This window comes from Dolichospermum sp. LEGE 00240 (assembly GCF_015207875.1).
GTDB classification, from domain to species: Bacteria; Cyanobacteriota; Cyanobacteriia; order Cyanobacteriales; family Nostocaceae; genus Dolichospermum; species Dolichospermum gracile.
The window spans coordinates 65,966-89,114 of sequence record NZ_JADEVZ010000011.1; the positions used below are offsets into that span (position 1 = coordinate 65,966).

16 protein-coding genes, 1 tRNA gene and 2 pseudogenes are annotated in these 23,149 nt (G+C 36.8%); 16 read left to right on the forward strand and 3 right to left on the reverse strand.

Going from position 1 to position 23,149, the window contains the following annotated elements:
- Nucleotides 1–589 precede the first annotated feature (589 nt).
- From IQ226_RS05785 to IQ226_RS05800, 4 genes are all read left to right on the forward strand, one after another.
- Nucleotides 590–6,058, forward strand: a complete 5,469-nt coding sequence (locus tag IQ226_RS05785) for a translocation/assembly module TamB domain-containing protein (RefSeq protein WP_193893204.1) — start codon at nt 590–592, stop codon at nt 6,056–6,058.
- 438 nt (nt 6,059–6,496) lie between these two features.
- On the forward strand, nt 6,497–7,171 hold the full coding sequence (locus IQ226_RS05790) for a pentapeptide repeat-containing protein (protein ID WP_193893205.1): 675 nt from the start codon (nt 6,497–6,499) through the stop codon (nt 7,169–7,171).
- 378 nt (nt 7,172–7,549) lie between these two features.
- Nucleotides 7,550–8,374 (forward strand): SDR family oxidoreductase, encoded by an 825-nt coding sequence (locus tag IQ226_RS05795; RefSeq protein ID WP_193893206.1) that lies wholly within the window; start codon nt 7,550–7,552, stop codon nt 8,372–8,374.
- 212 nt (nt 8,375–8,586) lie between these two features.
- A complete protein-coding gene (locus tag IQ226_RS05800; protein WP_193893207.1) occupies nt 8,587–9,516 on the forward strand; it encodes an alpha/beta fold hydrolase in 930 nt (309 codons plus the stop codon).
- Nucleotides 9,517–9,522: 6 nt separating this feature from the next.
- On the opposite strand, the gene IQ226_RS05805 is transcribed toward IQ226_RS05800, so the two are convergent.
- Nucleotides 9,523–10,422, reverse strand: coding sequence for a bestrophin family protein (locus tag IQ226_RS05805; RefSeq protein ID WP_193893209.1), 900 nt, complete (start codon nt 10,420–10,422; stop codon nt 9,523–9,525).
- A 426-nt stretch (nt 10,423–10,848) separates the two neighbouring features.
- Nucleotides 10,849–10,921: transfer RNA gene (locus tag IQ226_RS05810), tRNA-Ala, on the reverse strand.
- Nucleotides 10,922–11,384: 463 nt separating this feature from the next.
- Between IQ226_RS05810 and IQ226_RS05815 the strand changes: the two genes are divergently transcribed.
- The 10 genes and pseudogenes from IQ226_RS05815 (at nt 11,385) to IQ226_RS05855 (ending at nt 17,756) form a co-directional block, all read left to right on the forward strand.
- Nucleotides 11,385–11,825 carry a hypothetical protein gene (locus tag IQ226_RS05815; protein WP_193893211.1) on the forward strand — a complete coding sequence of 147 codons (441 nt, stop codon included), beginning with the start codon at nt 11,385–11,387 and terminating at the stop codon, nt 11,823–11,825.
- Nucleotides 11,791–12,771, forward strand: a complete 981-nt coding sequence (locus IQ226_RS25850; protein WP_370567084.1) for an RAMP superfamily CRISPR-associated protein — start codon at nt 11,791–11,793, stop codon at nt 12,769–12,771. Before IQ226_RS05815 ends, IQ226_RS25850 begins: the two co-directional genes overlap by 35 nt.
- Complete coding sequence (locus tag IQ226_RS25855; protein ID WP_370567085.1) at nt 12,768–13,097, forward strand: hypothetical protein; 330 nt, start codon at nt 12,768–12,770, stop codon at nt 13,095–13,097. The genes IQ226_RS25850 and IQ226_RS25855 overlap by 4 nt, the downstream gene beginning before the upstream one ends.
- Nucleotides 13,098–13,200: 103 nt before the next feature.
- A complete protein-coding gene (locus IQ226_RS25860) occupies nt 13,201–13,623 on the forward strand; it encodes a hypothetical protein (RefSeq protein WP_370567086.1) in 423 nt (140 codons plus the stop codon).
- 3 nt (nt 13,624–13,626) lie between these two features.
- Nucleotides 13,627–14,199, forward strand: coding sequence for a hypothetical protein (locus IQ226_RS05830; protein WP_193893214.1), 573 nt, complete (start codon nt 13,627–13,629; stop codon nt 14,197–14,199).
- A 40-nt stretch (nt 14,200–14,239) separates the two neighbouring features.
- Nucleotides 14,240–15,559 (forward strand): TIGR02710 family CRISPR-associated CARF protein, encoded by a 1,320-nt coding sequence (locus IQ226_RS05835; protein ID WP_193893217.1) that lies wholly within the window; start codon nt 14,240–14,242, stop codon nt 15,557–15,559.
- Between the two features lie 76 nt (nt 15,560–15,635).
- Nucleotides 15,636–15,989, forward strand: a pseudogene (locus IQ226_RS25865) (RAMP superfamily CRISPR-associated protein); the annotation flags it as partial.
- Nucleotides 15,990–16,256: 267 nt separating this feature from the next.
- Nucleotides 16,257–16,883 (forward strand): hypothetical protein, encoded by a 627-nt coding sequence (locus tag IQ226_RS05845; RefSeq protein ID WP_193893255.1) that lies wholly within the window; start codon nt 16,257–16,259, stop codon nt 16,881–16,883.
- 23 nt (nt 16,884–16,906) lie between these two features.
- A pseudogene (locus tag IQ226_RS05850) lies at nt 16,907–17,128 on the forward strand (RAMP superfamily CRISPR-associated protein); the annotation flags it as partial.
- Nucleotides 17,129–17,399: 271 nt separating this feature from the next.
- Nucleotides 17,400–17,756: a hypothetical protein gene (locus IQ226_RS05855; RefSeq protein ID WP_193893220.1), complete on the forward strand. Its 357-nt coding sequence runs from the start codon at nt 17,400–17,402 to the stop codon at nt 17,754–17,756.
- 276 nt (nt 17,757–18,032) lie between these two features.
- On the opposite strand, the gene IQ226_RS05860 is transcribed toward IQ226_RS05855, so the two are convergent.
- Nucleotides 18,033–20,249, reverse strand: coding sequence for a hypothetical protein (locus tag IQ226_RS05860; protein ID WP_193893223.1), 2,217 nt, complete (start codon nt 20,247–20,249; stop codon nt 18,033–18,035).
- Between the two features lie 511 nt (nt 20,250–20,760).
- On the opposite strand from IQ226_RS05860, the gene IQ226_RS05865 reads away from it, so the two are divergent.
- Both IQ226_RS05865 and IQ226_RS05870 read left to right on the forward strand, forming a co-directional pair.
- Complete coding sequence (locus IQ226_RS05865; protein WP_193893226.1) at nt 20,761–21,915, forward strand: glycosyltransferase family 4 protein; 1,155 nt, start codon at nt 20,761–20,763, stop codon at nt 21,913–21,915.
- 7 nt (nt 21,916–21,922) lie between these two features.
- The gene (locus IQ226_RS05870) at nt 21,923–23,074 is read left to right on the forward strand and encodes a glycosyltransferase family 4 protein (RefSeq protein WP_193893257.1); all 1,152 of its coding nucleotides are present in this window, start codon (nt 21,923–21,925) and stop codon (nt 23,072–23,074) included.
- Nucleotides 23,075–23,149 lie beyond the last annotated feature (75 nt).

A 23,149-nucleotide genomic window follows, 5' to 3' on the forward strand; every position in this document is an offset into this window, starting at 1 on the left:
AGGAGAATTTAAAAGAAGTTATAGGTCCGTTGACCCAAGAATCCCCGGTCTGTCTAAAGATACGGGGAGGTGTCAATTTCCCAATTATCCCGTTATACTCTAAGAGTTCAACGTAAAATTGTGTCTATATTCATTTATCAGGAAGAACGCCGAAAACCCTTGAAAATGTGGCTTCCTGAGTCAGCCACATTTGGGCTTTAGACAAGGGATGAAGGCTAGAGGCTTTCCTTTATCCTGCATTGACGTTAATTTGAAAATTTGAAATTATTTCAAATTTTCATCATTCGTGATACAATCAAATTGTCACTAAAGACATAAAAAGCTACCGAGGGACTCTCGGAAAGTTACGCTTGTCAGATATGATTTCGCCCGCGAGGGCCAAGGAAATCAGGGCAAGAACCCAAATATTTAAGGAACCCTGCCTGAAACTGGGATAACTGAGGGATATAGACTGAAACTCTCTATGTAATCTCCGCGTCTTTAGACGCGGAGAGTGTCAAATTTCTAGTACGGTGGATAAGCTTGAGGATTATCCAGTGTCAGTAATTAGTGTTTTGCCAAATATCTGGTAATCAAAGCGTGCAAACCTATGTCTAACTCTCCTAGTCAAAATTCTCGTCCCGTTAATTTTATGACTAATCGTCTATGGTGGACGATACTTGGCCGTGCTGGCTTAGGTATAGGTGCTTTGTTATTATTAGGAATTATTGGTGGTGTTTGGCGATTAAAGAGTTTTGTTGATCACGATTTAGTACCATTAGCAACCCAAGGTCTTACTAATACTCTCAATCGTCCAGTGAAATTGGGAGCGGTTAAATCCTTTTCCCTGACTGGTGTTCAGTTTGCCGCTTCGGAGATTCCTGCTACACCGACAGATCCAGATCGGGTAAATGTCAGGGCAGTAGATGTAGGATTTGATATTTGGAAGTTAGTTATTAACCGCAATCTTCGATTGGATGTAACTTTAATTAATCCAGATGTTTATGTTGAGCAGGATAGGCAGGGAGGCTGGTTAACGACTACTATCGCTCCACCTACTGAGGCAGGACTGATTAAAACCGATTTAGATAAATTGCGGTTTCGGGATGCAAATTTGGTATTAGTACCGAAAGTTAGTGAAGGGGCAAAAATTTCCTTACCAGTCCCAGTAAGATTTTCTGGGGTTAATGGCACGGCTCAACTCTTCTTAGATAAAAATCGCCTAATTAAGTTGGACTTGGCTGGTAAGGCTGTCAGTGGGGGTGGTATTACCATTGTTGGCGATTTAATTCCTGAGAAAACTTTAGCTGGGGATTTTCGACTCAAAGCTGAAAATCTTCTGGCCGCAGATATTACTCGGATTGTAACTTTACCACTGGTTTTACAAACTGGTAAGGTTAATGGTGATTTGCGAATTCAGGTGATACCAAAGCAGAAAACCTTACTTTATGGCAATATGGCTCTAGAAGGCGTGACGGTGCAAATTCCCAATCTGCCCCAATTGCTCAATAATAGTCAGGGAAATCTCAGTTTTGATGGATTGTTAATTAAATTAGATCATATAGTTACAAATTACGGCAAGATTCCGTTAACAGCATCGGGTACTATTGATCAGCAAGCAGGGTTTAATTTAAAAGGGCGTGTAAATGCGGTAAGTTTAGCTAATGCCCAAACAACGCTCAAGGTAAAGTTACCATTTCCGGTGAGTGGTATAGCTCAAGCTGATTTACAGATAGTAGGGAGAATTTCTCAACCTGTATTGTCCGGTAATGTGAGGACGTTGAAAACTGCCCAAATTGATAAAGTTGATTTTGGGCAAGTTAGTAGTAAATTTGAGCTTATTAGTAGTCAATCTCTCCTGAAAATTACAGATATTCAAGGTAAAACTACTTATGGCGGTGAGGTTAAGGGTGGGGGGATAATCAAAGTTGGTGAAGTATCGGCACTGGATTTGCAGTTACAAGCCGAAAATCTGCCTGGGGATGCGATCGCTCAAGTATATAATATCAAAACAGGCTTCCCCATTGGCCTGATCACAGCCACCGCGGAATTGAAGGGTGTGGCTACTGATACTCAGACTGTAGTTAAATGGCAAGCGCCTCAAGCCAAATACCCAGTCACGGGGACAAGTATTATTCGTAGCGATCGCACAGTTTCCTTTAGTGATATAGTTGCTAAGGTTGGTGGCGGTATAGTTACTGGTAGTGGTAGTTATAGTTATGATAGCAAGCGTTGGCAAGCTTTAACTCAAGCTAGTAAAATCCAATTAACATCTTTGGTTGACCAAAAACAGCAGGAAAATATTGCTTTGGCTGGGGCGGAATTTAACGGTAGTTTGCGTTTATCAGGAAATTCCTCGCCATTTCAAATAGAAACAATTATTCCTGAAAATGCCAATGTCAACATTGCCGGTGGCACAGTCAATATTTCCCAAATCCAATTAAATAACCAAAATTTTACCGCTTTATTGCGAGGAAAAGATTTACGGTTAGGAACAATTTTCAAACAAGCTAACCCAATTTTAAATAATTCCCTATCAGGTAATTTTATGATTACCAGTAACAGGGAAAATTTCAGTCTAAAAACCTTTTCTGGAATCGGTGAAGCCTTTCTATCTATTGGTAAACAGACAATTAAAGCTGTTAATATTCAAGTAGCAGAAGGTAGCTATCAAGCAAAAATCCAAGCTGATAATATACCTTTAACAAAACTCGTAGGGGCGCAGGAAATACGCCCAGAAATGCAGGGAGTGATCACCGGTCAATTGCAAGTAGCGGGTTCGGTGGAATCATTTCAACCAGAAACTATTCAAGGAGAAGGGAAAGGCTATTTAAAATTACCTAGTGGTATAGTTAAAGCTTCGGAGATTCAACTGAATAATGGTCATTATCAAGCCTTGTTGGCTACTTCAGGTTTGCAATTAAAGCCTTTTAATCAGCAGTTAAAAGGACAGTTGGGAGGAAAGTTGCAAGTATCGGGAACTCTAGCTGCTCCCACATTAGCAGATGTGGCTGCTGTTGGTCGGGTGCGGTTGAGTCAAGGTTTATCAGGTATGGATACACCTATTCAAGCTGATATTGGTTGGAATGGAGAAAAGCTAACTATTGATGGTTATAATAGTGCCAATTTTCAAGCTAATAGTCCAACAGCGCTCGCTATAAAAGGTTATTTATTAGCTAATGTTAAGAAATCGGGTGTTCCAGAAATTACTGATGTTAATTTGAATATCCAGGCTAAAAATTATAGTCTGGAAGGCTTGCCAGTGCAACTACCGGATCTTGCTGATATGGCTGGCAGATTGGATTTTAGCGGACAGGTGACAGGAAAACCTACTGCTCCAAATATTACAGCTAAATTAGGGTTACGCAATTTGAAAGTTCAGGAATTTGCTTTTGAGCCATTATTGACTGGTAACTTAAATGCTGTATCAGGACAGGGGTTGAGTTTAGATGTTGCTGGTGTCAAGGAACGTATCGCAGTTAGTTTAGACGGTAATAATCGCCCGAAATCCTTTTTAGTTCAGTGGCAACAAGCATTGTTATCAGGTGCAGCAACAGGATCTGATTGGGATATAAATGTGACTAATTTTCCTTTAAAAGCTTTAAATATAGCTTTACCAGCAAATACTCCTTTAAGTCCAGGAGGAGTGAGAGGATTATTAACAGGGAATTTGCAAATTAATTCCCAGACATTAGCTACAACGGGAAATATAGCCATTGAAAAACCGGAACTGGGGAGAATTAAAGGCGATCGCTTTACAACCCAACTCCGCTATAATAACAACACATTCATCCTCAGTGATAGCGAACTTCGCAAAGATGAAAGTAGATATACCTTTGCTGCTAACATCAAACCTTGGGCAAAGAAACCGCAACTGCGAGCAAATATTAAGATTGACAAAGGCAATATTCAAGACATTCTCACCGCAGCACAAATCTTTGATATTCAAGACTTCCAGCGGGGTTTAAACCCACCTATCTACGGCAAATCTGTGGATTTAACCACTCAATCTCAAGGCTTACCATTAGAGTCTCTATTTAACCAAATACAACGATTATCAGAAATTAATGCCCTACTAAATACCCAAAAACAAAAACGATTAGATACTCAACCTATCCCAGAATTAAGAGACTTAAAGGGGATTTTGAATGGTGACATTTCCATTAATACTGCCACAACGGACGAACCAAGAATAAAATTTAACTTCCAGGGACAAAATTTTACCTGGGGGAACCCAACAGAACCAAACCGCTTTTATCGTGTCGAAAAAATCATAGCTGAAGGTGGTTTTACAGAAGGAACTTTGCGGTTACAACCTTTACGAATTCAATCGGAAAACAAGTTAATTGCCTTTACAGGTTACGTTAGTGGTAAAACCCAATCAGGTAAATTAACAGTTGAAAACTTTCCCATTCAGCGATTTAATAATTTCGTGAAACTGCCGCTGGGAATTACAGGTAAGCTAAAACTTAATGCAGCCATAGCAGGTAGTATTGCTAATCCTCAAGCTACAGGAGAATTAAACATTACAGAAGGAACAATTGATAAAAAACCAGTGGAATCAGCTAATGCTAGTTTCAGTTATGCGAATGGACGTTTAAACTTTGGTAGTCAGGTACTAGGAGTAGGGGCTGAACCTGCAAATATTGATGGTAGTATTCCCTATACTTTACCCTTTGCTTCTGCAAAATTGGACAGTGACAAAGTTACTTTAAATATCAATATCAAAAATGAAGGTTTGACACTTTTAAATCTCTTTACTAATGAGATAGCTTTTGAACAGGGACAAGGAGAATTAGATTTAAAAGTTCGAGGAACTAGAAAACAACCTTTCGTGAAAGGAACTGCTTCTCTTGATAATGCCACCTTTAGCGCCCAAGCCTTACCAGGAAAGTTAACCAGTGTGAATGGTAAAGCAATTTTCGATTTAACTCGTGTGTTTATCAAAAATCTTGAAGGTAAATTTAGCAATGGTAAAGTGGAAGCTGTGGGAGAATTGCCAATTGCTAATAGTAAAAATGTGCAACTAGATATTCCCTTAATGGTTAATTTAAGACAATTATCTTTAAATCTTAAGGAATTATATCAAGGGGGTGCTAATGGTGATTTAAAAATTACTGGTTCTCTTATCCAACCAATAATTGGCGGCAATATAGAATTATTTAATGGTCAAGTATTATTAGCAGAATCTAAAGATGAAAATTCATCATCTGCGAAAATTAATAACCTCAATCAACTAGATACAGGAGGTAAAATTACTAAGTTAAATGATTTAAAATTAAGATTGGGCAACAATATCCAAATTTCTAAACCACCAGTGTTCAAGTTCCAAGCTTCTGGAGATATAACTGTTAATGGTTCTTTGGATGAACCCATACCAGAGGGAACGATTAAGTTAACTAAAGGTGCAGTGAATTTATTTACCACCCAACTAAATCTAGCAAAAGGTTATCCACAAACTGCTACTTTTAGTCCGCGTCAACCCCGTGACCCTGATTTGAATATTCGCCTATTTGCGAAGGTTCTAGACATAACTCAAAATAGTGATCTTAGTAGACAAGGTTCTCTAGGTTTAGCAGGTTTAGAAACGGTGCGAGTAGAAGCTAGTATTAATGGTTTAGCTAGTCAAATTAATGATAACTTGCAATTAAAAAGTAATCCTTCCCGTTCAGAAACACAAATTGTCACTTTGCTAGGAGGTGGATTTGTGGATAATCAAGGACGTGGTGATAGTACCCTGGGTTTAATTAATATTGCTGGTTCGGCTGTTTTCAGTAATTTCCAAGGTGCATTTAATGAAATTGGTGATGCTTTTGGTTTAAGTGAATTGCGAATATTTCCTACTATTCTGTCTGAAAGACCAGAAGCAGGGAGAAATAACTCATCTTTAGAATTAGCTTTGGAAGCGGGAATTGATATTTCTGCAAAATTCTCTATTTCTACTATTAAAATCCTCACGGCAAATGATCCTTTAAAATGGGGGGTTAATTACCGCATAAATAATCAATTCCGTGTGCGTTCTTCTACTAATTTAACTGATGATAGTCGGGCTGTAATTGAATTTGAAAGAAAGTTTTGAGGAATCCAGGAGTCAAGAGTCAGGAGTTCAGGAGTTCATGAGAAAGAAGAAAATTCTTTCCCTGTTCCCTGTCCCCTGTTCCCTGTCCCCTGTTCCCTGAAGACATTGACTGAGCTTTAAGACCGTGCGCCCCACGGTTCTTTTCTTGAGCCAAACAATTAGCTTTTGTTTTAATAGGCTGCTTTTGGTGCATTTAATTGGATTACACCTAGTGGTTAAAATTATACAAATATTTTGAAAAAACCAAGAAAGTGTTCATTCCTCACCGACCAACATTACTGATTTTGCTATACTCAATTTCGCTCGTTAGTCAAGAAAGTCACTCACGCGCCATTCATCCCACGCTCACTCTTAGGAGCGTGGGGCTTCTGTCGGGAAAGCTAAATGAACAAATACTCAACATTTGTTAAATTATTAATTAATATTCACTAATACACCATGACGAGCAGCGAACTGGAGCGATACTACAGAATCTTAGAATTAGAGCCAGGGGCTACACTCGAACAAATAAACCAGGCTTATAAAGATTTAGTGTTTGTTTGGCATCCAGACCGTCTCCCCAAAGACAATCTGCGCTTACAACACAAAGCCCAGGAAAAGCTGAAATTATTTAATGAAGCTCGTGATAAACTGCGCTCTTTACGGGATAAACAGTCTAATTCATCTTATTCTTCCCCACCTCCAGCCCAGAAACCATGGTCTACCTACTCCTATCCACCACACACAACCTATCAACCACCACAGCCAAATTCCGATTTAAGCGGTAAAGATTTTAGTCGCGCTAATTTGAGCAACCGGGATTTATCAGGCAGAAACTTGAGCTATGCCAATCTAAGTGGGTCTAATCTTAGTGATACCTTTATGCACAAGGTAATTCTCCGAGGTGCGGATTTGTCAGAAGCCAATTTATTTAGAGCCAACTTACTTTTAGCGGATTTAAGAGATGCCAATTTACGCTCGGCTAATTTGATTGGTGCGGATCTTAGCGGTGCTGATTTGCGTGGTGCTGATTTGACAGGAGCGAGAATTCGTTCAGGCGATCGCCTACTGGTAAAATTGATTGGAGCTAAATTAGCTGGAGCCATCATGCCTGATGGTATAATTCATACCTGAAAACAATCCCAGGAACTAAACAGCAAGTCAAAATTACTGACAATATAAAAAACTTAGTAATATTTCTTGCTAATTAGATTACCAGTAAGTACCATAGTCATAGCCATTAAAATTAATAATATAGCCATAGTCCATAATATGTGAGAGAATCTACTTCCTGCTCTTTGACTCCAAAAGTCAAGTTGACAGACAAAGTAGGAATGCTGGATTCACAAAATTTAATGATCAATGTGGCTTCCTTCTCAGGTTATATATTTGAATAGGCAGAAAATTTTAAGTAAAACTAATACTTATTAGTCAAAAACTTCTGGATTCCTGTACTATTGACGATTGACTGGTAATTGTTAAAAATAATTTATTTTAGTTCTATTAATGATCATGAACATTGCAATTATTGGCTGTGGTTATGTAGGTTGTGCAGTTAGCAAATATTGGCAGTCAAACAGTAATTTTATGCTGACCGCAACTACCACTAGCCCAGAACGTATCCCTACCGTAGAAACAGTAGCACAAAGAGTTATTGTCACATCAGGTAATGATTTAGAAAGTTTGAAAGCCGTATTAAAAAATCAAGAAATTGTTTTATTAAGTGTCGGGGCAAAAAATGCAGATTCCTATGAAGAAACCTATGTAGATACCGCAAAAACCCTAGTTTCTCTCTTACCCCAATTTCCTCATATTCACCAAGTCATATATACAGGTAGTTATTCAATTTATGGAGATAGAAATGGTGTTTGGGTAGACGAAGAAAGCCCACCAGCACCAGCTAATCGCAATTCTCAACTCCTCAGAAAAACAGAGGATATATTATTATCAGCGAACAATGAAAACACCCGCATTTGTATTTTACGGTTAGGTGGTATTTATGGACCGGGTAGAGAACTGGAAAAAATCTTTGGTAGAGCCGCAGGAACAACTCGTCCCGGTAATGGAGAAGATATCACCAATTGGATTCATCTTGATGATATTGTTAACACCATAGAATTTGCTCGTGAGCATCGCTTACAAGGCATTTATAATCTTGTAGATGATAGTCATCTCACAAATAAAGAATTACTTGATAATGTGATGACAAAAAACAATTTACCTAAAGTTATTTGGGATGCAGATAATAAAAATATCCGCCCATATAATGCCTGGGTATCCAATCAAAAGCTTAAAGATGCTGGATATAAATTCATTCACCCGCAAATAATTTTTTAGTCTTATAGCGTATAGCGAGGCAATAGGCAAGAGGCAAGAGTGAAGAAGTTTTCCGCGATTTTACGTTTCTTTACAGAGTTTGGTTTTATTGTGTTCACCTACTTAGTCGTGAAAAATAAATTTTATCTTTGGAACAGGGAACAGATAAGAGCTACAGAGATTTTTGTTTGCTCCAAGAATGTTAAATTAATTTTGCTCAGGTACTTATCATCATGTCATCATCTACAGTTAACAACGGAACAGCATTGCCAACCCAGTATTATTTTTGGCAAAACTATCGCTGTGCTTACGAAATTCATCAACCTCTCAATTCGCCAGCAACAGGCATTCCTTTACTTTTAATTCATCCTATCGGTGTAGGTTTATCACGGCAATTTTGGCAACGATTTTGCCGAGAATGGTATGATAAAAATCACCAAAATTATATCTACAATCCCGACTTATTGGGATGTGGTGAAAGTGATATGCCAGCCTTAGCACATACACCAATTAACTGGGCAAACCAGTTGCAATACTTTTTGCAAACTATAATTAAACAGCCCGTTATTATCGTCGTCCAAGGAGCTTTGTTACCAGTTGCCATGGAATTAGTGAAACTGGAAAAAGACCTAATTGCCGGGTTAGTATTATCTGATCCTACCTCTCGTCCAGTTATTACTAAAAATGCCCCCAAATGGCAACAGAACTTACTTTGGAGTATTTTTACATCTCCCATAGGTAATGCCTTTTTCCGCTATGCCCGCACCCGCAAATTCTTGTATTCTTTCTCATCTGAAAAATTATTTGCTCTCAGCGAAAACGTTGATGATGAATGGCTAAATACCCTCATGGCAGATGCTAAAAATATGAATGGGCGTTATGCTGTATTTGCTTTTTTAGCTAGATTTTGGCAAAGAGATTATAGTCATGATATTGCCTCAATTCCTCACCGCACATTATTAGTTGTCGGAGAAAAAGCTCGCGGCATCAGTAAAGAAAGTAAACCAGAAACTCCCGATGAAAGATTAGCATATTATTTGAATTGCCTACCTCAAGGTCAGGGAGTAAAAATCATTGGCAAGAATGTTATGCCCTATGAATATACTCAAGCATTTGTTGAGGTAGTATCACCATTTATAGCTTCTATTTCCAGTGTGATTTAAATTTCATTATTTATGCAATTTATGCACAGTAGGAGTTAAGCTGATTAAATCATCAATATTTCGCTTCATAGTTGTGCAAATTGCGTCTAAAGGTAAATCATTTTCGTCATAACCAAAGGGATTTTCAATTTCTAACCCAATGGCTTCAATCCCTAACAACGTAAAGCTAACCAAAGCAGAAATTAAGCCAGTCCACCAGTCAAGACTCTGGACGATTTGAAATGGCAATAGGAAGCAATACAACAATAATAATTGTTTGAGGTGAATAGCATAAGCCAGGGGCATTGGTGTTCTTAAAATTCGTTCACAAGCACCTAAATTATCTACCAACATATTTAATAGTTCCTGCATAGATGTTAGTTGATAACTATTAATGCAATTACGGTTATATTGCTGTTGTAAATAATCGCTAATCCAAAAGGCAATCTCTAAAGGCGGATTATTGATAATCTTTAGAGTGATGTATTTAGAATCTGGCATTAATGCTTCTAAATCACTATTTATAGGTTCATTTCGTAAATGTAGTTTTGTCGCTATGCCAAAAGCCACAAGTAAGTTTAAAGCCTCAATTTTATGATCTTTATCTTCCAGTCCTTTTTCATCAATAGATACCCAAATTTGTCGAGCTAAATTACGGATAGTATTGATTATTGCCCCCCAGCATTTTCTCCCTTCCCAAAAACGTTCATAGGCTGTATTAGTACGAAATACTAATAACAAACCCAAAACGATACTGGGAATAACAGTCCCTAAAATTGGTTGAGAAACGGGAATTTTCAGATGATAAAGTATAGAAATTAAAACTCCAAAAGCACCACACAATATCACCCGTTTGTAAATCGCCGCAATGACTGATCCTTTTATTTGTAAAGCACTTTCAAACCATGGCAGTCTTTTCTCTAACATAAAATCCTTTGATACATCCAAGATGAGATAAAATATACAGGAAATTGTGAGATATAACAATACTTACTTAAAATCTAGGACTCCTAGAGGAATCCGGTTTGATTCTGTGAATTTACTTGTGTGGTCAGGGAACAGGGAACGGGAAAGACATAATTAATACCTACTGAGTCTTGCGTGGCGTACCCATACAAAACTCGGTACACCTTCATATTCTCAAATCCTCTTGCCTCTTGCCTTCCTACCCAGGAAAATATGGCTAAGAGGGTGTTTGAAAACTAATCCTGGCGACTAGAAGTCGCGGCTACACAGACAAAACCCACCTATTCCTTCGGTCCCGTAAAGAATACGTGGGTTAAGAACCTTAATTTTGTGTTAGTCCACGTATCCCTTAGGGGACTGGAGGAATTTGATTACTTATAATCTGTATGGAGCTAAGCGGATTCGAACCGCTGACCCCCTCAATGCCATTGAGGTGCGCTACCAACTGCGCTATAACCCCGAAATCCTAATTCAATAAGCAAAAAGGCTTATTGGTTAGTTCTCTATAACTGCTTTGACTCCTAGCAGTATACAAGTTTATGCAAAGTAAGTCAAGCCAACTATATTAAGAAATATTAAGCAGTGAATTACCCTTAGTATCTAAATAAAAAAAACTCCCAAATGACCGTCTGCGCCAGTTAATTTCATATTTGGGCTCTTTTATTCCGCGTAGACGGATTTTGTTTGTTTAGCAGCGACTTCCAGTCACCTGAAGTTTGTAATTCCAGCATAGACTAATCTGGAATAGGCAGCTTCCACTGCCATGTATGATGTAATAGTCAGTCAATCAGTAAAGGTAATGACTACTTACAACATCGAGTTCAAAGGCAATATTTTACGGTTGAGCTTTGGTGAATCTGCCTAAAAAGGTACGTAGTCACCATTAGTAAACTTGCTGAGGTTAGTTTCAGGAGAATCTAAAAATGGATCAGATGAATTCTGTTAGTATTGCGATCGCTTGGTGTTTAGCTTGGGGTAATGAACGCAAACCGCAGTTTGATGTTACTGTTTTACAGGAAATGCGGGAAGTTTTGAGGAATGGGGGAGAAGTACCAGAAGAGGTTAAGGAAATTGTTCAGCAGGTTGAAGAATTGCAAGGAATTGATGAGGATTATTTTCCCAAAACTTTGGAAGAATTGAAAACCAAATATGCTGATTTATGGAATCAAACTACTAAACTTGGTTTGGTTTATGGTGGCGTGACTAAGGTTAAACAATATGTTTTTGAAGCTTCTAAACTTCCTGATATTCGTGGTGCATCTGCTTTACTAGATAGAATAAATTTAATTGATTTACCTGCATTTTTTAGCTGTGATCAAAGCTCAAACTGTGAACAGTGTCAAAAAGCTAGAGAATATTGGTAATAAAATTAATGGGAATAATAGACCTTTGCGCTGTTATCCTCCCATGTTTGAAACTCATCCTTATTTAGTACGAGATGAGGGCGATCGCCGTTCTATACTTATGCAAGCAGACGAACTACCAAATCAACCAAAATTTTCTGAAGTTTTGGCTCGAAAAAGATATGTTGGACAAAAAGCTAAACAAGATAAAAATCATCAATGGTATGACAATTCTGGATTAGACTGGGACTGTGGAGTAATTGAAACTTGGGTTGATAAATTTGAACAATTTGTAGATAAAAAGAATAAAACTTACTACGATAAAATCACTTCTGAAAGATTACATCCTGATCAAGTAACACCATCTCGATCTTTGCGAGAACTTGGAAAAGAAGGAAAATTATTAATTCCGGCTTCACAATTGAAAGGAAGACTGCGCCATGAATGTGAAAAAATAGCGCGTGCATTAGGATGGCAGATTTTTGAACCACCAAAATCAGAAACACTTTGTCCAAACCAAGATCAAGTAAATCCAGAATTTCGAGAAGAATATCAACTAGAAAATCATAGAGGGTATCATTGCTTTATTTCCAAAATATTTGGTAATCCTATATTACCATCACGCATCATTGTTAATGATTTGATTTGTGACATGAAGAAAGACGATTTACCAGAAGTTATCCGTCCTGGGGTAACTATTAACCGTCGTCGTCGCACTGCTGAGGAGAAAAAATTGTATTTTCTGGAAACTTCTCCACCTAATAGTCAGTTGAAATTTATAGGAGAAATTCAGCTATTACCAGATTGTCCAGAATATGCTAAACCATTGATTTTGTCCGCTTTACGCCATATTAATGCTTTAGGTGGAAGCAAGTCTGCTGGGTTAGGTTGGCTGAGTTGGGAAAACCTAGAAACTCTACAAATAAATGATCAAAGTTGGAAATTATTATTACCAAAAACAAGATGATGCCACGCATTAAACTAGAGATTACAGCCTTATCTCCATTAGCTATTGCTGCTAGAAAACCAGGTTCTGTTAGTGAAGCAGAAGATCATATTCCTGGTTCTGTTATTCGTGGTGCGATCGCATCTCAAATTCTACAACTATCTAAGCCAAAAATGCCAGATATCACAGAACGTGATTTAACAGCAGATGGTGGTGATTTTGCTACCCTGTTTTTAGGTAATGAACCTGCGATTTTTCAAAACGGTTATCCAGCAGTAGGAACAGTTGCTATTAAGTCATTCTTAGCCGAAAAGGAAAAATATGATCTAAATCACAGCTACATTTGACAATGCTGTAACAGATGTTGAAAATAGAATTAAGGATTTCAACAAAAAACTAGAAGAACGATGGAAATGTTGGTCAATTTTTGGTCAACCAGAAAATGATTTATTGGAAAAGCGTTTTTATTTTACTCTTGATTTACAATCAGATGGTATTTTTACTGAAAACTGGCGACATACCACAGTCATTTCTCCAAAAATGTTGTGTGAATTTGTCAATTTAGATAGCGAATTTACACAATTAAATGATGGAGAAGAAAAAGACAAATTTCTTAAATTGGAAGTAGCATATAGCAGCTATAACTATCGTTCTGGTTGGAATGCAGCTTGGGGTTTGATGAAAGATATAGAATTAGTAACAAATAGAGGAGGCGTGTATTTATTTAGTGTAGATAAGGAAAGAGGAAAATTATGGATTGATAAATTAAAAGAACTGGAACTGAAAGGGTTAGGAGAAAGAACTTCGGAAGGTTTTGGACAAGTACAAGTTTGTAATGAGTTTCATTTAATATTAAGAGAAAAGGCGGTATAAGGTATGACAAAGATTTCTACTATTGAGTTAGAACAACAACTAACGTTAAGAATCAATCAAGAGATAAGTAAACAATTAGATGATGTCATTGTAAAAATGCAAATAATTGCTAAAAGATTTGATATTAAAGAAGTGAAAGAACGTTCACCCTTAAAAAATGTTCTAACAACTGCCACAGATCCCACATCTTCTATAGAGGTGATTAAAAACTATATCCGTTATCAAGTAGGTCGTAAAGATGGTAGTAAAATCTGGAAGATTGAAAAAATAGAGAATGGAAAAAAAGAAATATTTGCTCATGCAGTAATTAACCAAATTGATGGTTTAATTACCAATATTCAAAATATCTTTAAATCCATTGATTATAGCATAGATAAGGAATTAAAGCCATTCAAAGGAGAGAATAATCAAGATTGTATTAATCCTAATCTTAATCAAAATCAGCGAGAAAAATTGAGATCACTTAAACAATATCTAGAGAATAATAAAGCTACTCTTACTAAAATTATTCATCTTAAATTAACTCAACTTTATCTTGGTTATCTTAGTCGTGAACACACAGCTTTAATAGCTTAATAAATCATTAGTAATTAATTTATCAGGAGATAATTAAATCATGCCAAAAATTCTTTTAATTACAGTCGGTGGTTCTCACCAACCTATCGTAACTGCTATTCGTGACCTCCAACCAGATCGTGTTGTTTTTCTTTGTTCTGACGGTGCAAAGGGTAGTAAGTCTCAAGTAATAGGAAGTGGAACTCCTTGTGAAGTTAGACGCGGAACAGAAGTAATTGAAAAGTTGCCAAATATTCCCACACAAATAGGATTAGGTGATAAATTTCAACCCGATAGAGACATAATTTTAATTGAAGAACCAGATGATTTATCAGAATGCTATCTGAAGGCATCATTATGTATTCAGAACATTCAACAAAATGTCACAGATGCTCAAATGATGGCTGATTATACGGGTGGTACTAAATCCATGTCTGTAGGATTAGCAATGGCATCTGTTGATTATCAACTGACATTATATGTAACCACAGCCGTCCGCACAAATATTATCAAGGTTGAACGGGGTGAATTAACGGGACAAGCAAGTGTAGCACCTGTAGTTGCACAACGGACAATAGAACAATTTTTACCTATTTTCTTACAACAGTATAACTATCCAGCAGCGATCGCACAACTTCGGCGTTTATTATCATCAATGGCATTACCACCTGATATTAAGCGGCAAATTCAAACCCTATACGCTTGTTGTTCTGGGTTAGATGCTTGGGATAGATTTGAACATAGAGACGCTTTAGAGTTATTAGAACCTCAGATGAAAAACCCTGAAATTAGAAATTTAGCTCTATTTCTCAAGCGTGTAATTAATAGCAGAGGACAAATAGATGAAAAGTTTGATTCTAGTAATGGAACAGAAGGACATGGTTATGAAATAGTTCAAGACTTAATATTAAATGCAGAAAGGCGTGCTACCCAACAACGTTATGATGATGCAGTTGGTAGACTTTACCGAGCTTTAGAATTATTAGCACAGATTCGTTTGTTAAAAGCTTATGGTCTTAAAACAGGTGATATTGATACTGAAAAACTACCAGAAAATTTGCGGGATGAATATGAGAAAAAACGTTCTCCTGCTAAGGGAAAAATCCAAATAGCTTTAAGAAATAGTTATGAGCTTTTAACCAAACTTCCTGATGATCCTATCGGCAAAATTTATCTAGAAAATGCAAATAAGATTATAAATGCTTTAGAAGTTAGGAATAACTCATTATTTGCTCATGGATTTAAGCCAATTATTAGCAACGACTATGAAGATGTAAGTAAAGTATTTGTTAATTTCATTAAATCCTCCATTAGTTCTGTAGTTAGTGCTAAACCACACATACAACCTCCTCAATTTCCCGCAAATATAGGCACTGGATGACGTTGTAGTTACCTGATTAAATCTCAAACTTTTGTAGAATAAATTGATGTAGACCTACTGCAAAATTCCTAACAATATGACCTCTACTCCCGTTGCTACCTTAATTTCCCTAGCAGATTTTCTGCGACAACCAGAAACAAAACCAGCGAGTGAATATATTGATGGTAACATCTATTCACCCTGGATAGCCAGTAAATTCCAAGTCCGTGACTTAAGCGTACTACCTGATACATGGTTTGACCAATATCAAGAAGGAGACGGAGTAGCCATTGACAGAGACACCGAAACAGCCGCAGACGGGAAACTATATGATTTCCAAGTTGTACCAGCTAATACACAATTCCAATTTCGCGCAATAGTTGAAAATGCAGAAGATTGGGAATTAGGACTATTGATGATTGGGTTACATCAATTTGAAACAGAACAAATTCCCCTTGGTGGTGGACGTTCTCGCGGCTTGGGAGTTGTTAAACTAGATATTAGTGAGATGTGGTGGCTTGATGTTAATAACAACCCAGTAAAATTATTAACATATTTGACAGAATTAGTTAATAGTAAAATAGGAGATAAATTACCTAGTTATCAAGAAGGCAAAGATTTCAAAGATATTTGGACTCAAGCACTCATCAAGCATTTGAGAGATAATATACCCAAAATTCTACAACCCCAATCCAAACACAGTCTTAAAGAGGTGAAAATGGCTTTCAGTAATTACAAAACCATCGGTGAAGTCCTCAAAGCATTTCAAGTTACCTATATAGAAGCTAATTTCATCAGCGGAATTACTTTTAATATTCCCGACTATTTCCGCGAAGATTTAGAATTAATGATGAGGGATGCTGTAATTGATAACTCAGAATTTGCTATCTGTGAAAATCTCATTTATCCCGTTCTTAAAGAAGTTTGGAAAACCTACAGACAACATTTTGTTTTATGGAGTCATGAATCATTAAATTACGATGAGAAATTATCAGGATTTCCTGAATATATTTTAGCTAAACGTTCCCCTTTAGGTAAAATCGTTTTTGATAAACCATACTTTATTTTAGTTGAAGCCAAACAAGACAACTTTGAAACAGGTTGGGCGCAATGTTTAGCTGAAATGATCGCTGCTCAAAGATTAAATGGCGAATATCAAATTATTATTTTTGGTATTGTTTCTAATGGTGCAACATGGCAATTTGGTAAATTAGAAAATGAAATATTTACCAAAAATAGCACTTATTACACAATTCAAGAACTAGATAAATTATTTGCTGTTGTTAATTTTGTATTCCAACAATCTGAATTACAGCTAAATAATTTAGTTTTAGCTGCTGCTTAACTTCATATTCCCAACCTAATATTATGCACAAAAAATTTGTCAATCACTGTACTATAGATTTAACTATTATTCCTGATGGACCAATTCTTATCAAATCAGGAAAAGAAGGAGCAGACCCTACAAAGCCAGATATGGAATTTGTGGAAACCTATCATGCTGGTGGACGGACAATATATTTACCAGGAAGCAGTTTAAAAGGTGCAATTCGCGCCCATGCTGAACGGATTGTCAGAACAATTGAAAAAGGACAAAAAGACGGAATTTCTGTCCAACAAGCCGGAAAAGAATATACTTTTAAAACACAAGTAACTTTTACAAATTTACTTGCCGAAGAATTAGAGTTTAACAGATCAACAGTGGGAAATTGCTCATGCGATCGCCCAAACTTTAGTCAAAGAAGATACAGATGCTAACGAGGTCAGTAAAGCTGTTGCATATTTACGGGCAGTTATTGATAAAAATGATGCTACATCCAGATTTTTAACCTATCTCAAAACTTTAGTTAGAGATGGAAGAATGATTGGACATAGTAAAAAAACCTCTGAGTATTACAGCAGTATAGAAACTATCTGTAGTCAATATTTCAAAAGTAACAGTGATGCTTTAACTATTTTGCAAATGTTAGGTTGGGTATCGCGGTTAATGAGATATTATAATAATTCTGGTGTCCCTATGGGGGAAATTACCTTTCCCACAGCAGTAGTTATAGAGTCAGCACGTCAAGCGGAAATTGCTAAAGTTACTGAATCTCAAGAGTTTAAAGAAGGGGATATCATAGATGCAAAAGTCACCAAGATTAATGGCAACAAGGTTAGTTATGAAATCTTAGAAATCATTAAGAGACTTCCAAATAAAAAAATGTCCCAAAACTGATGCAAAAATTCTCTCTCTGTGTACTCTGTGCCTCTGTGGTTCGTTTCTTGGGATAATTTATTTCTGGGAAGTCTCTAACTCAATTTAAAATAGGCGAACCGGGAGTTATTAGTTGGATTTTTCGAGACTTAACGGGAAAAGTCAGACCTTTAACTTGAGCGATCGCCCTAGCGTTGGTGTATTCTAGTTGACCCTGCCGGCTGTGGCACGGAGTATTTGTGGATAAACTTTGGCTAGTGGTGATAACTGCCGTTCCAAAGTGCCTTTCTACTTATATCAAATAGGAAACTGATAGATAAGCACTTTACCTTGCCAATTTTCTTCTACAAATACAAGATATTCATCATTAGCACGACGAAAAGCACGGATACCATAGGGAATATCAACCCAACCACTTTCTTTGCCAACTTCTGGACCTGGAGTCATCTTTTTCACAAGTTCTCCCGTAGCAGTTTTGTAAACATATACCTCGGCGGTTTTGACACCCACTGCAAACACATAATCACCAGCTACACTCATGGCTGCGGTGGCGATTTGTCCTTTACCTGTAGTGTCGTAGGGAACAACGGTGCGCCATTTGGGAGTCCGATTTCCTTGACTCCAATTATCGAAGCGAGCAATTTCTGATCCTATGACTTTGGCATCATCAGCAAATGCCGGATGTTCAATCGTAAAACCTGATAAATACATAGTATCGGTTTCGGGAAAATACTCAATCCGTCGCAAGTCTTTGAAGGTGCTAGGAGTTTTGAGTTTTTTCATCGAACTATAGGTATAAATGGGATTTCCTTTAGTATCTAATCCCTGCAAAGGATAATGACGAATGCCATCTTCAGTTCGCAAAGTTTTCCAAACATCTCCTTTGCTGTCTACCCACCAACCTCCAATATAGGGATAGTCTTGACTGCTATCATATTCATTTTTTTCAAATGCACCATTACCATTACTATCGCGCCAAATCCATTCTCCGTTTGCGGGTTGATTAGGTGGCCAGTTGCCATGAACAGACTGTTTATTCTGATCATTAGTACCAACAAACATCCCCGCAGGAATGGCAATTTCACCATCTGTATTCGGTTGAAACCGATAAATTTGCAAAAAGCTATTGTACATATCTGTCAGGAATACAAAAGGTTTGCCTTGAATCCGCCGCACAAAAGTTCCATCTGGTGATGTATGTAGACGTGGGTCTTGAGCGTATTTAAAGGGATTGACTGTGTAGGCTTTATAAGTCCACTGTTTACCAGCAGACTTGCTATAATCCATGACATATTTTTCTTGTTTGGTGAATATAGTTACACCATCTGTTTTTGGATCTGTATCTGCATTATCTACAAATATTAATCCTAGTAATTGCCACACTATTTTTCCTGATGGCGAAAATTTTCTCAAATCTGTTCCCGATGTATTAAAGCCATTATTATTTACATAAATATTGCCTTTGGCATCTGTACCAACTCCAGTAATGCCGTAGAGTTTGGATGTTTTTACTTCTCCAGGTACACCACCAAAAATACCTTTTTTATCCCCAAAGGTATCCACGCGAACTGGCTGATTATTAATATTGTAAATTACCAATTGTTGATTAATCCCATTTTCTGCTACTAACAATCTGCCGAGATTATCAATGGCTAATGCTGATGGTTGATCAACATCTGTAATTTCTTTGGGTAATTTCTTTCCGGCTTGAGAATAATTAACAATTTTTCCAAATTTAGCACCTTTTTTATTTTGGATAATCCATAAACTACCTTTTTTATCAATGGTAATTTTTCCGGGATTATTAACAGTAAACTTATTTATTTCTGCCATTGTTTCAGTATTATAAACCCGAACAATATTCTCGCCAGCATTGCTAACAAATAGTTGATTATTTATTGTTGCTATTCCTGTAACTTCATGACTTTTGCTGGTAATTAACATACTTTTATCCCAGCCATTTCCTTTTTCAAAAGGTACAGGTTTTCCTGTTAAATCATAACGTCTGACGCAGTACCAATTTTGTCCTTGGGGAGGATAATATTCTTTTGTTTGATCTGTTCCACCTTGAGTCATAGAAATATAAATATATTTGCTATTTACTGTTATTGCTTTACCACCTAAACGATTCCAACCATGTGTATCTTCGAGGATAAAAATTGGTTTACCATCTTTATATACTCCTGCTTCACTACCAGCTTCATCCCAAACACTATTTGTATAAATTGTCCCGTCATCTTTGACATACATTCCTTCTATATTATTTTGTACTCGCAATTTACCATTACCAATGGTATTTCCTAACCAAGAGGTAATATATGTAATTTCAGAAGTTCTGACTGCTTTAGATTTTTTAGTTGTGGCTAAATCCATTGTCATGCCGGCAAATGTTATGAGTAGTCCACAGGTTAAACCCAATAAAATCTTGAAAGTTATTTTTTTTCGCCAATATCTCCTCGAAAATAAGTTATGAAGATATTGATAAAGTTTGTAGCAAGTTTTACTAATCTGCATAAATAATTCCGTTGCTGTAATATGCTTTTTGAATTTCTAATTTATCCCTGTGGGATAGGCTTTTAAATTCTTACTCATAAATTAACAAAGAAATTTTGTCTTGCATTTAATTTCATCAAAACTTTATTAATAACATATAGATTTAAAATGTAAAAATTCAGGAGTAATACAATTGAGGGAGACCCCGGGCGGGGAGACCCCGCCCCTACAGGTTTGATGATTTTCTGAATCTATCTCACTGAATTGATACTGCTATGCCTAAATAATTTCTCGGGTAATATTTTTATAGCTATCTATAATTTGTTATGCAAATATATTTTTTTGATGTATTTTATTTGTAGAAATGGAATAATTTTTATATTTAAACTGGTTTTGATTCTCAGAGTCGTATTAAAGGATCATGCTGAAAATAAATTATCTTGGCATTGGCTACATAAATAAAAGCGTAAATCAAAATCACTAATTGCAATTTATCTATCTAAAGGGAGATAATTACGTGAAGGGTAAAGATATGAAATTAAGTTCAGCGTCGGCATCTATTCTAACTTTAGGTACGGGTTGGTTTCCTAATAATCCTGGCGGATTGGAACGGTATATTTATGAACTAACTCATCAATTAGCAGCATCTCAAGACCAAGTAGAATTATGTGGAGTGGGTTTACCTGTAGATGCTAAAAACACACAGATTAAATTGACTAATTTAGCTTGTCCAGATAGTAAGATTAGTTCTCGGTTATGGTCAATTCGTAATAATTTTAAGAAAACAAGATTAGGTAAACCTGATGCAATTAATCTTCATTTTGCATTATATAGTTTTCCAATTTTAGATATTTTACCGAAGGGAGTACCGATTACTTTTAATTTTCATGGACCTTGGGCTTCGGAAAGTCAGGAGGAAGTAGTTAATCAGAAATTTAGTGTTTGGTTAAAGGAACAAATAATAGAACAAAGCACTTATAATCGGTGCGATCGCTTTATTGTTCTTAGTAAAGCTTTTGGTCAGATTCTCCATCAAAAATACCAAATTCCCTGGGATAAAATTCATATTATTCCCGGTGGAGTTGATATTAATCATTTTCAGCATAATCTCTCACGTCAGGAGGCTAGAATCAAACTAGGATGGCCAACTAATCGTCCAATATTATTTACTTCCCGGCGCTTAGTTCATCGCATGGGAATTGATAAGTTATTGCAAGCTATAGCTATGATTAAATCTGGCATTCCTGATGTTTGGTTAGCGATCGCTGGTCGGGGACATATTCAAGCTTTACTGCAACAACAAGCTAGAGAGTTAGGCTTGGAAAACAATGTACAATTTTTAGGTTTTTTACCAGAAAATCATTTACCTGTGGCTTATCAAGCGGCGGATTTAACGGTGATGCCGAGTCAATCTTTTGAAGGGTTTGGATTAGCTATTGTCGAGTCTTTAGCCTGTGGTACTCCTGTTTTATGTACTCCTGTGGGGGGAATGCCAGAAATCTTAGAGAAATTCTCTCCAGATTTAATTACTGAGGCGATTACTGTGGAAAGTATTGCTGATAAATTAGCACAAGTTATGTTAGGAAAACTGCCTTTACCTGCTAGGGAAGAATGTCGTTATTACACGATTAAAAATTATGATTGGACAAATATTGCCCAACAAGTTCGGCAAGTTATTTTAGCTTAAATTGATGATGAAAATTCTATTTTTAGACCAAAGTGGTAAACCCGGTGGTGCTGAGTTGTGTTTAGTTGATATTGCTAAACCTTATGGGAAAAATGCTCTGGTTGGTTTATTTGCAGATGGTGATTTTAGAAAGTTACTTGCAGAAAATCAAGTTCCTGTCGAGGTTTTGACAACTCAAGCCATTAAAGTTGGTAAACAAAGTGGTTTATTCCAAGCATTAGGTAGTTTAGGGCAAATAATTCCTTTAATTCATCAGGTTGTGCAACGAGCAAGGAAATATGATTTAATTTATGCTAATACTCAAAAGGCTTTAGTCGTGGGGGCGATAGCTAGTTTCTTGGCTCGTCGTCCTTTGGTTTATCATTTGCATGATATTCTTTCTTTAGAACATTTTAGTAAAACTAATTTGCAAGTTGCTGTTAATTTAATTAATCGTTGTGCTGCTTTGGTGATTGCTAATTCTCAAGCTAGTAAGATGGCATTTTTAGAGGCTGGAGGAAAATCGGATCTAGTTCGGGTTGTTTATAATGGTTTTGCAGCCAAAAATTATGAAGTTGATGAATTAGAAGTTAGAAATTTAAGAGAAAATCTCAAATTAGAAGATAAGTTTGTGATTGGACATTTTAGCCGTCTTTCTCCTTGGAAGGGACAACATATTTTAATTGATGCTCTTTCCCAATGTCCACAAGATGTGGTAGTAATTTTAGTTGGTGATGCTTTATTTGGTGAACAGGAATATGTCAAGGATTTACACCAAAAAGTAACTGCATTAGGACTGGAAAATCGAGTTAATTTTTTAGGTTTTCGCGCGGATATTCCCCAATTAATGACAATGTGTGATTTAGTTACCCATACTTCTACTGCGCCTGAACCTTTTGGGAGGGTTATTGTTGAGGCTATGCTGTGTGGTAAACCGGTGATTGCGGCTGAAGCTGGTGGCGCTATGGAATTAGTGGAAGATGGGATTAATGGTTTTTTAGTCGCACCTGGAGAACCTCAAGAATTAGCCCAGGTGATTCATAATTGTCGTCAAGAATCTGCAAAAACTGCGAATATTGCCAATAATGCCAGAATTAGTGCTAGTGAACGTTTTGATGTCAGGATTATTAATCAACAAATTCAAGAATTGCTAAAATCAATCAGATCCCCCACTTCTTGAAGAAGTCGGGGATCTTGGTCTTGGGAAACAATGTATAATATGGTAATGTATGGGTGGAAATTTTCCGCTTCTATA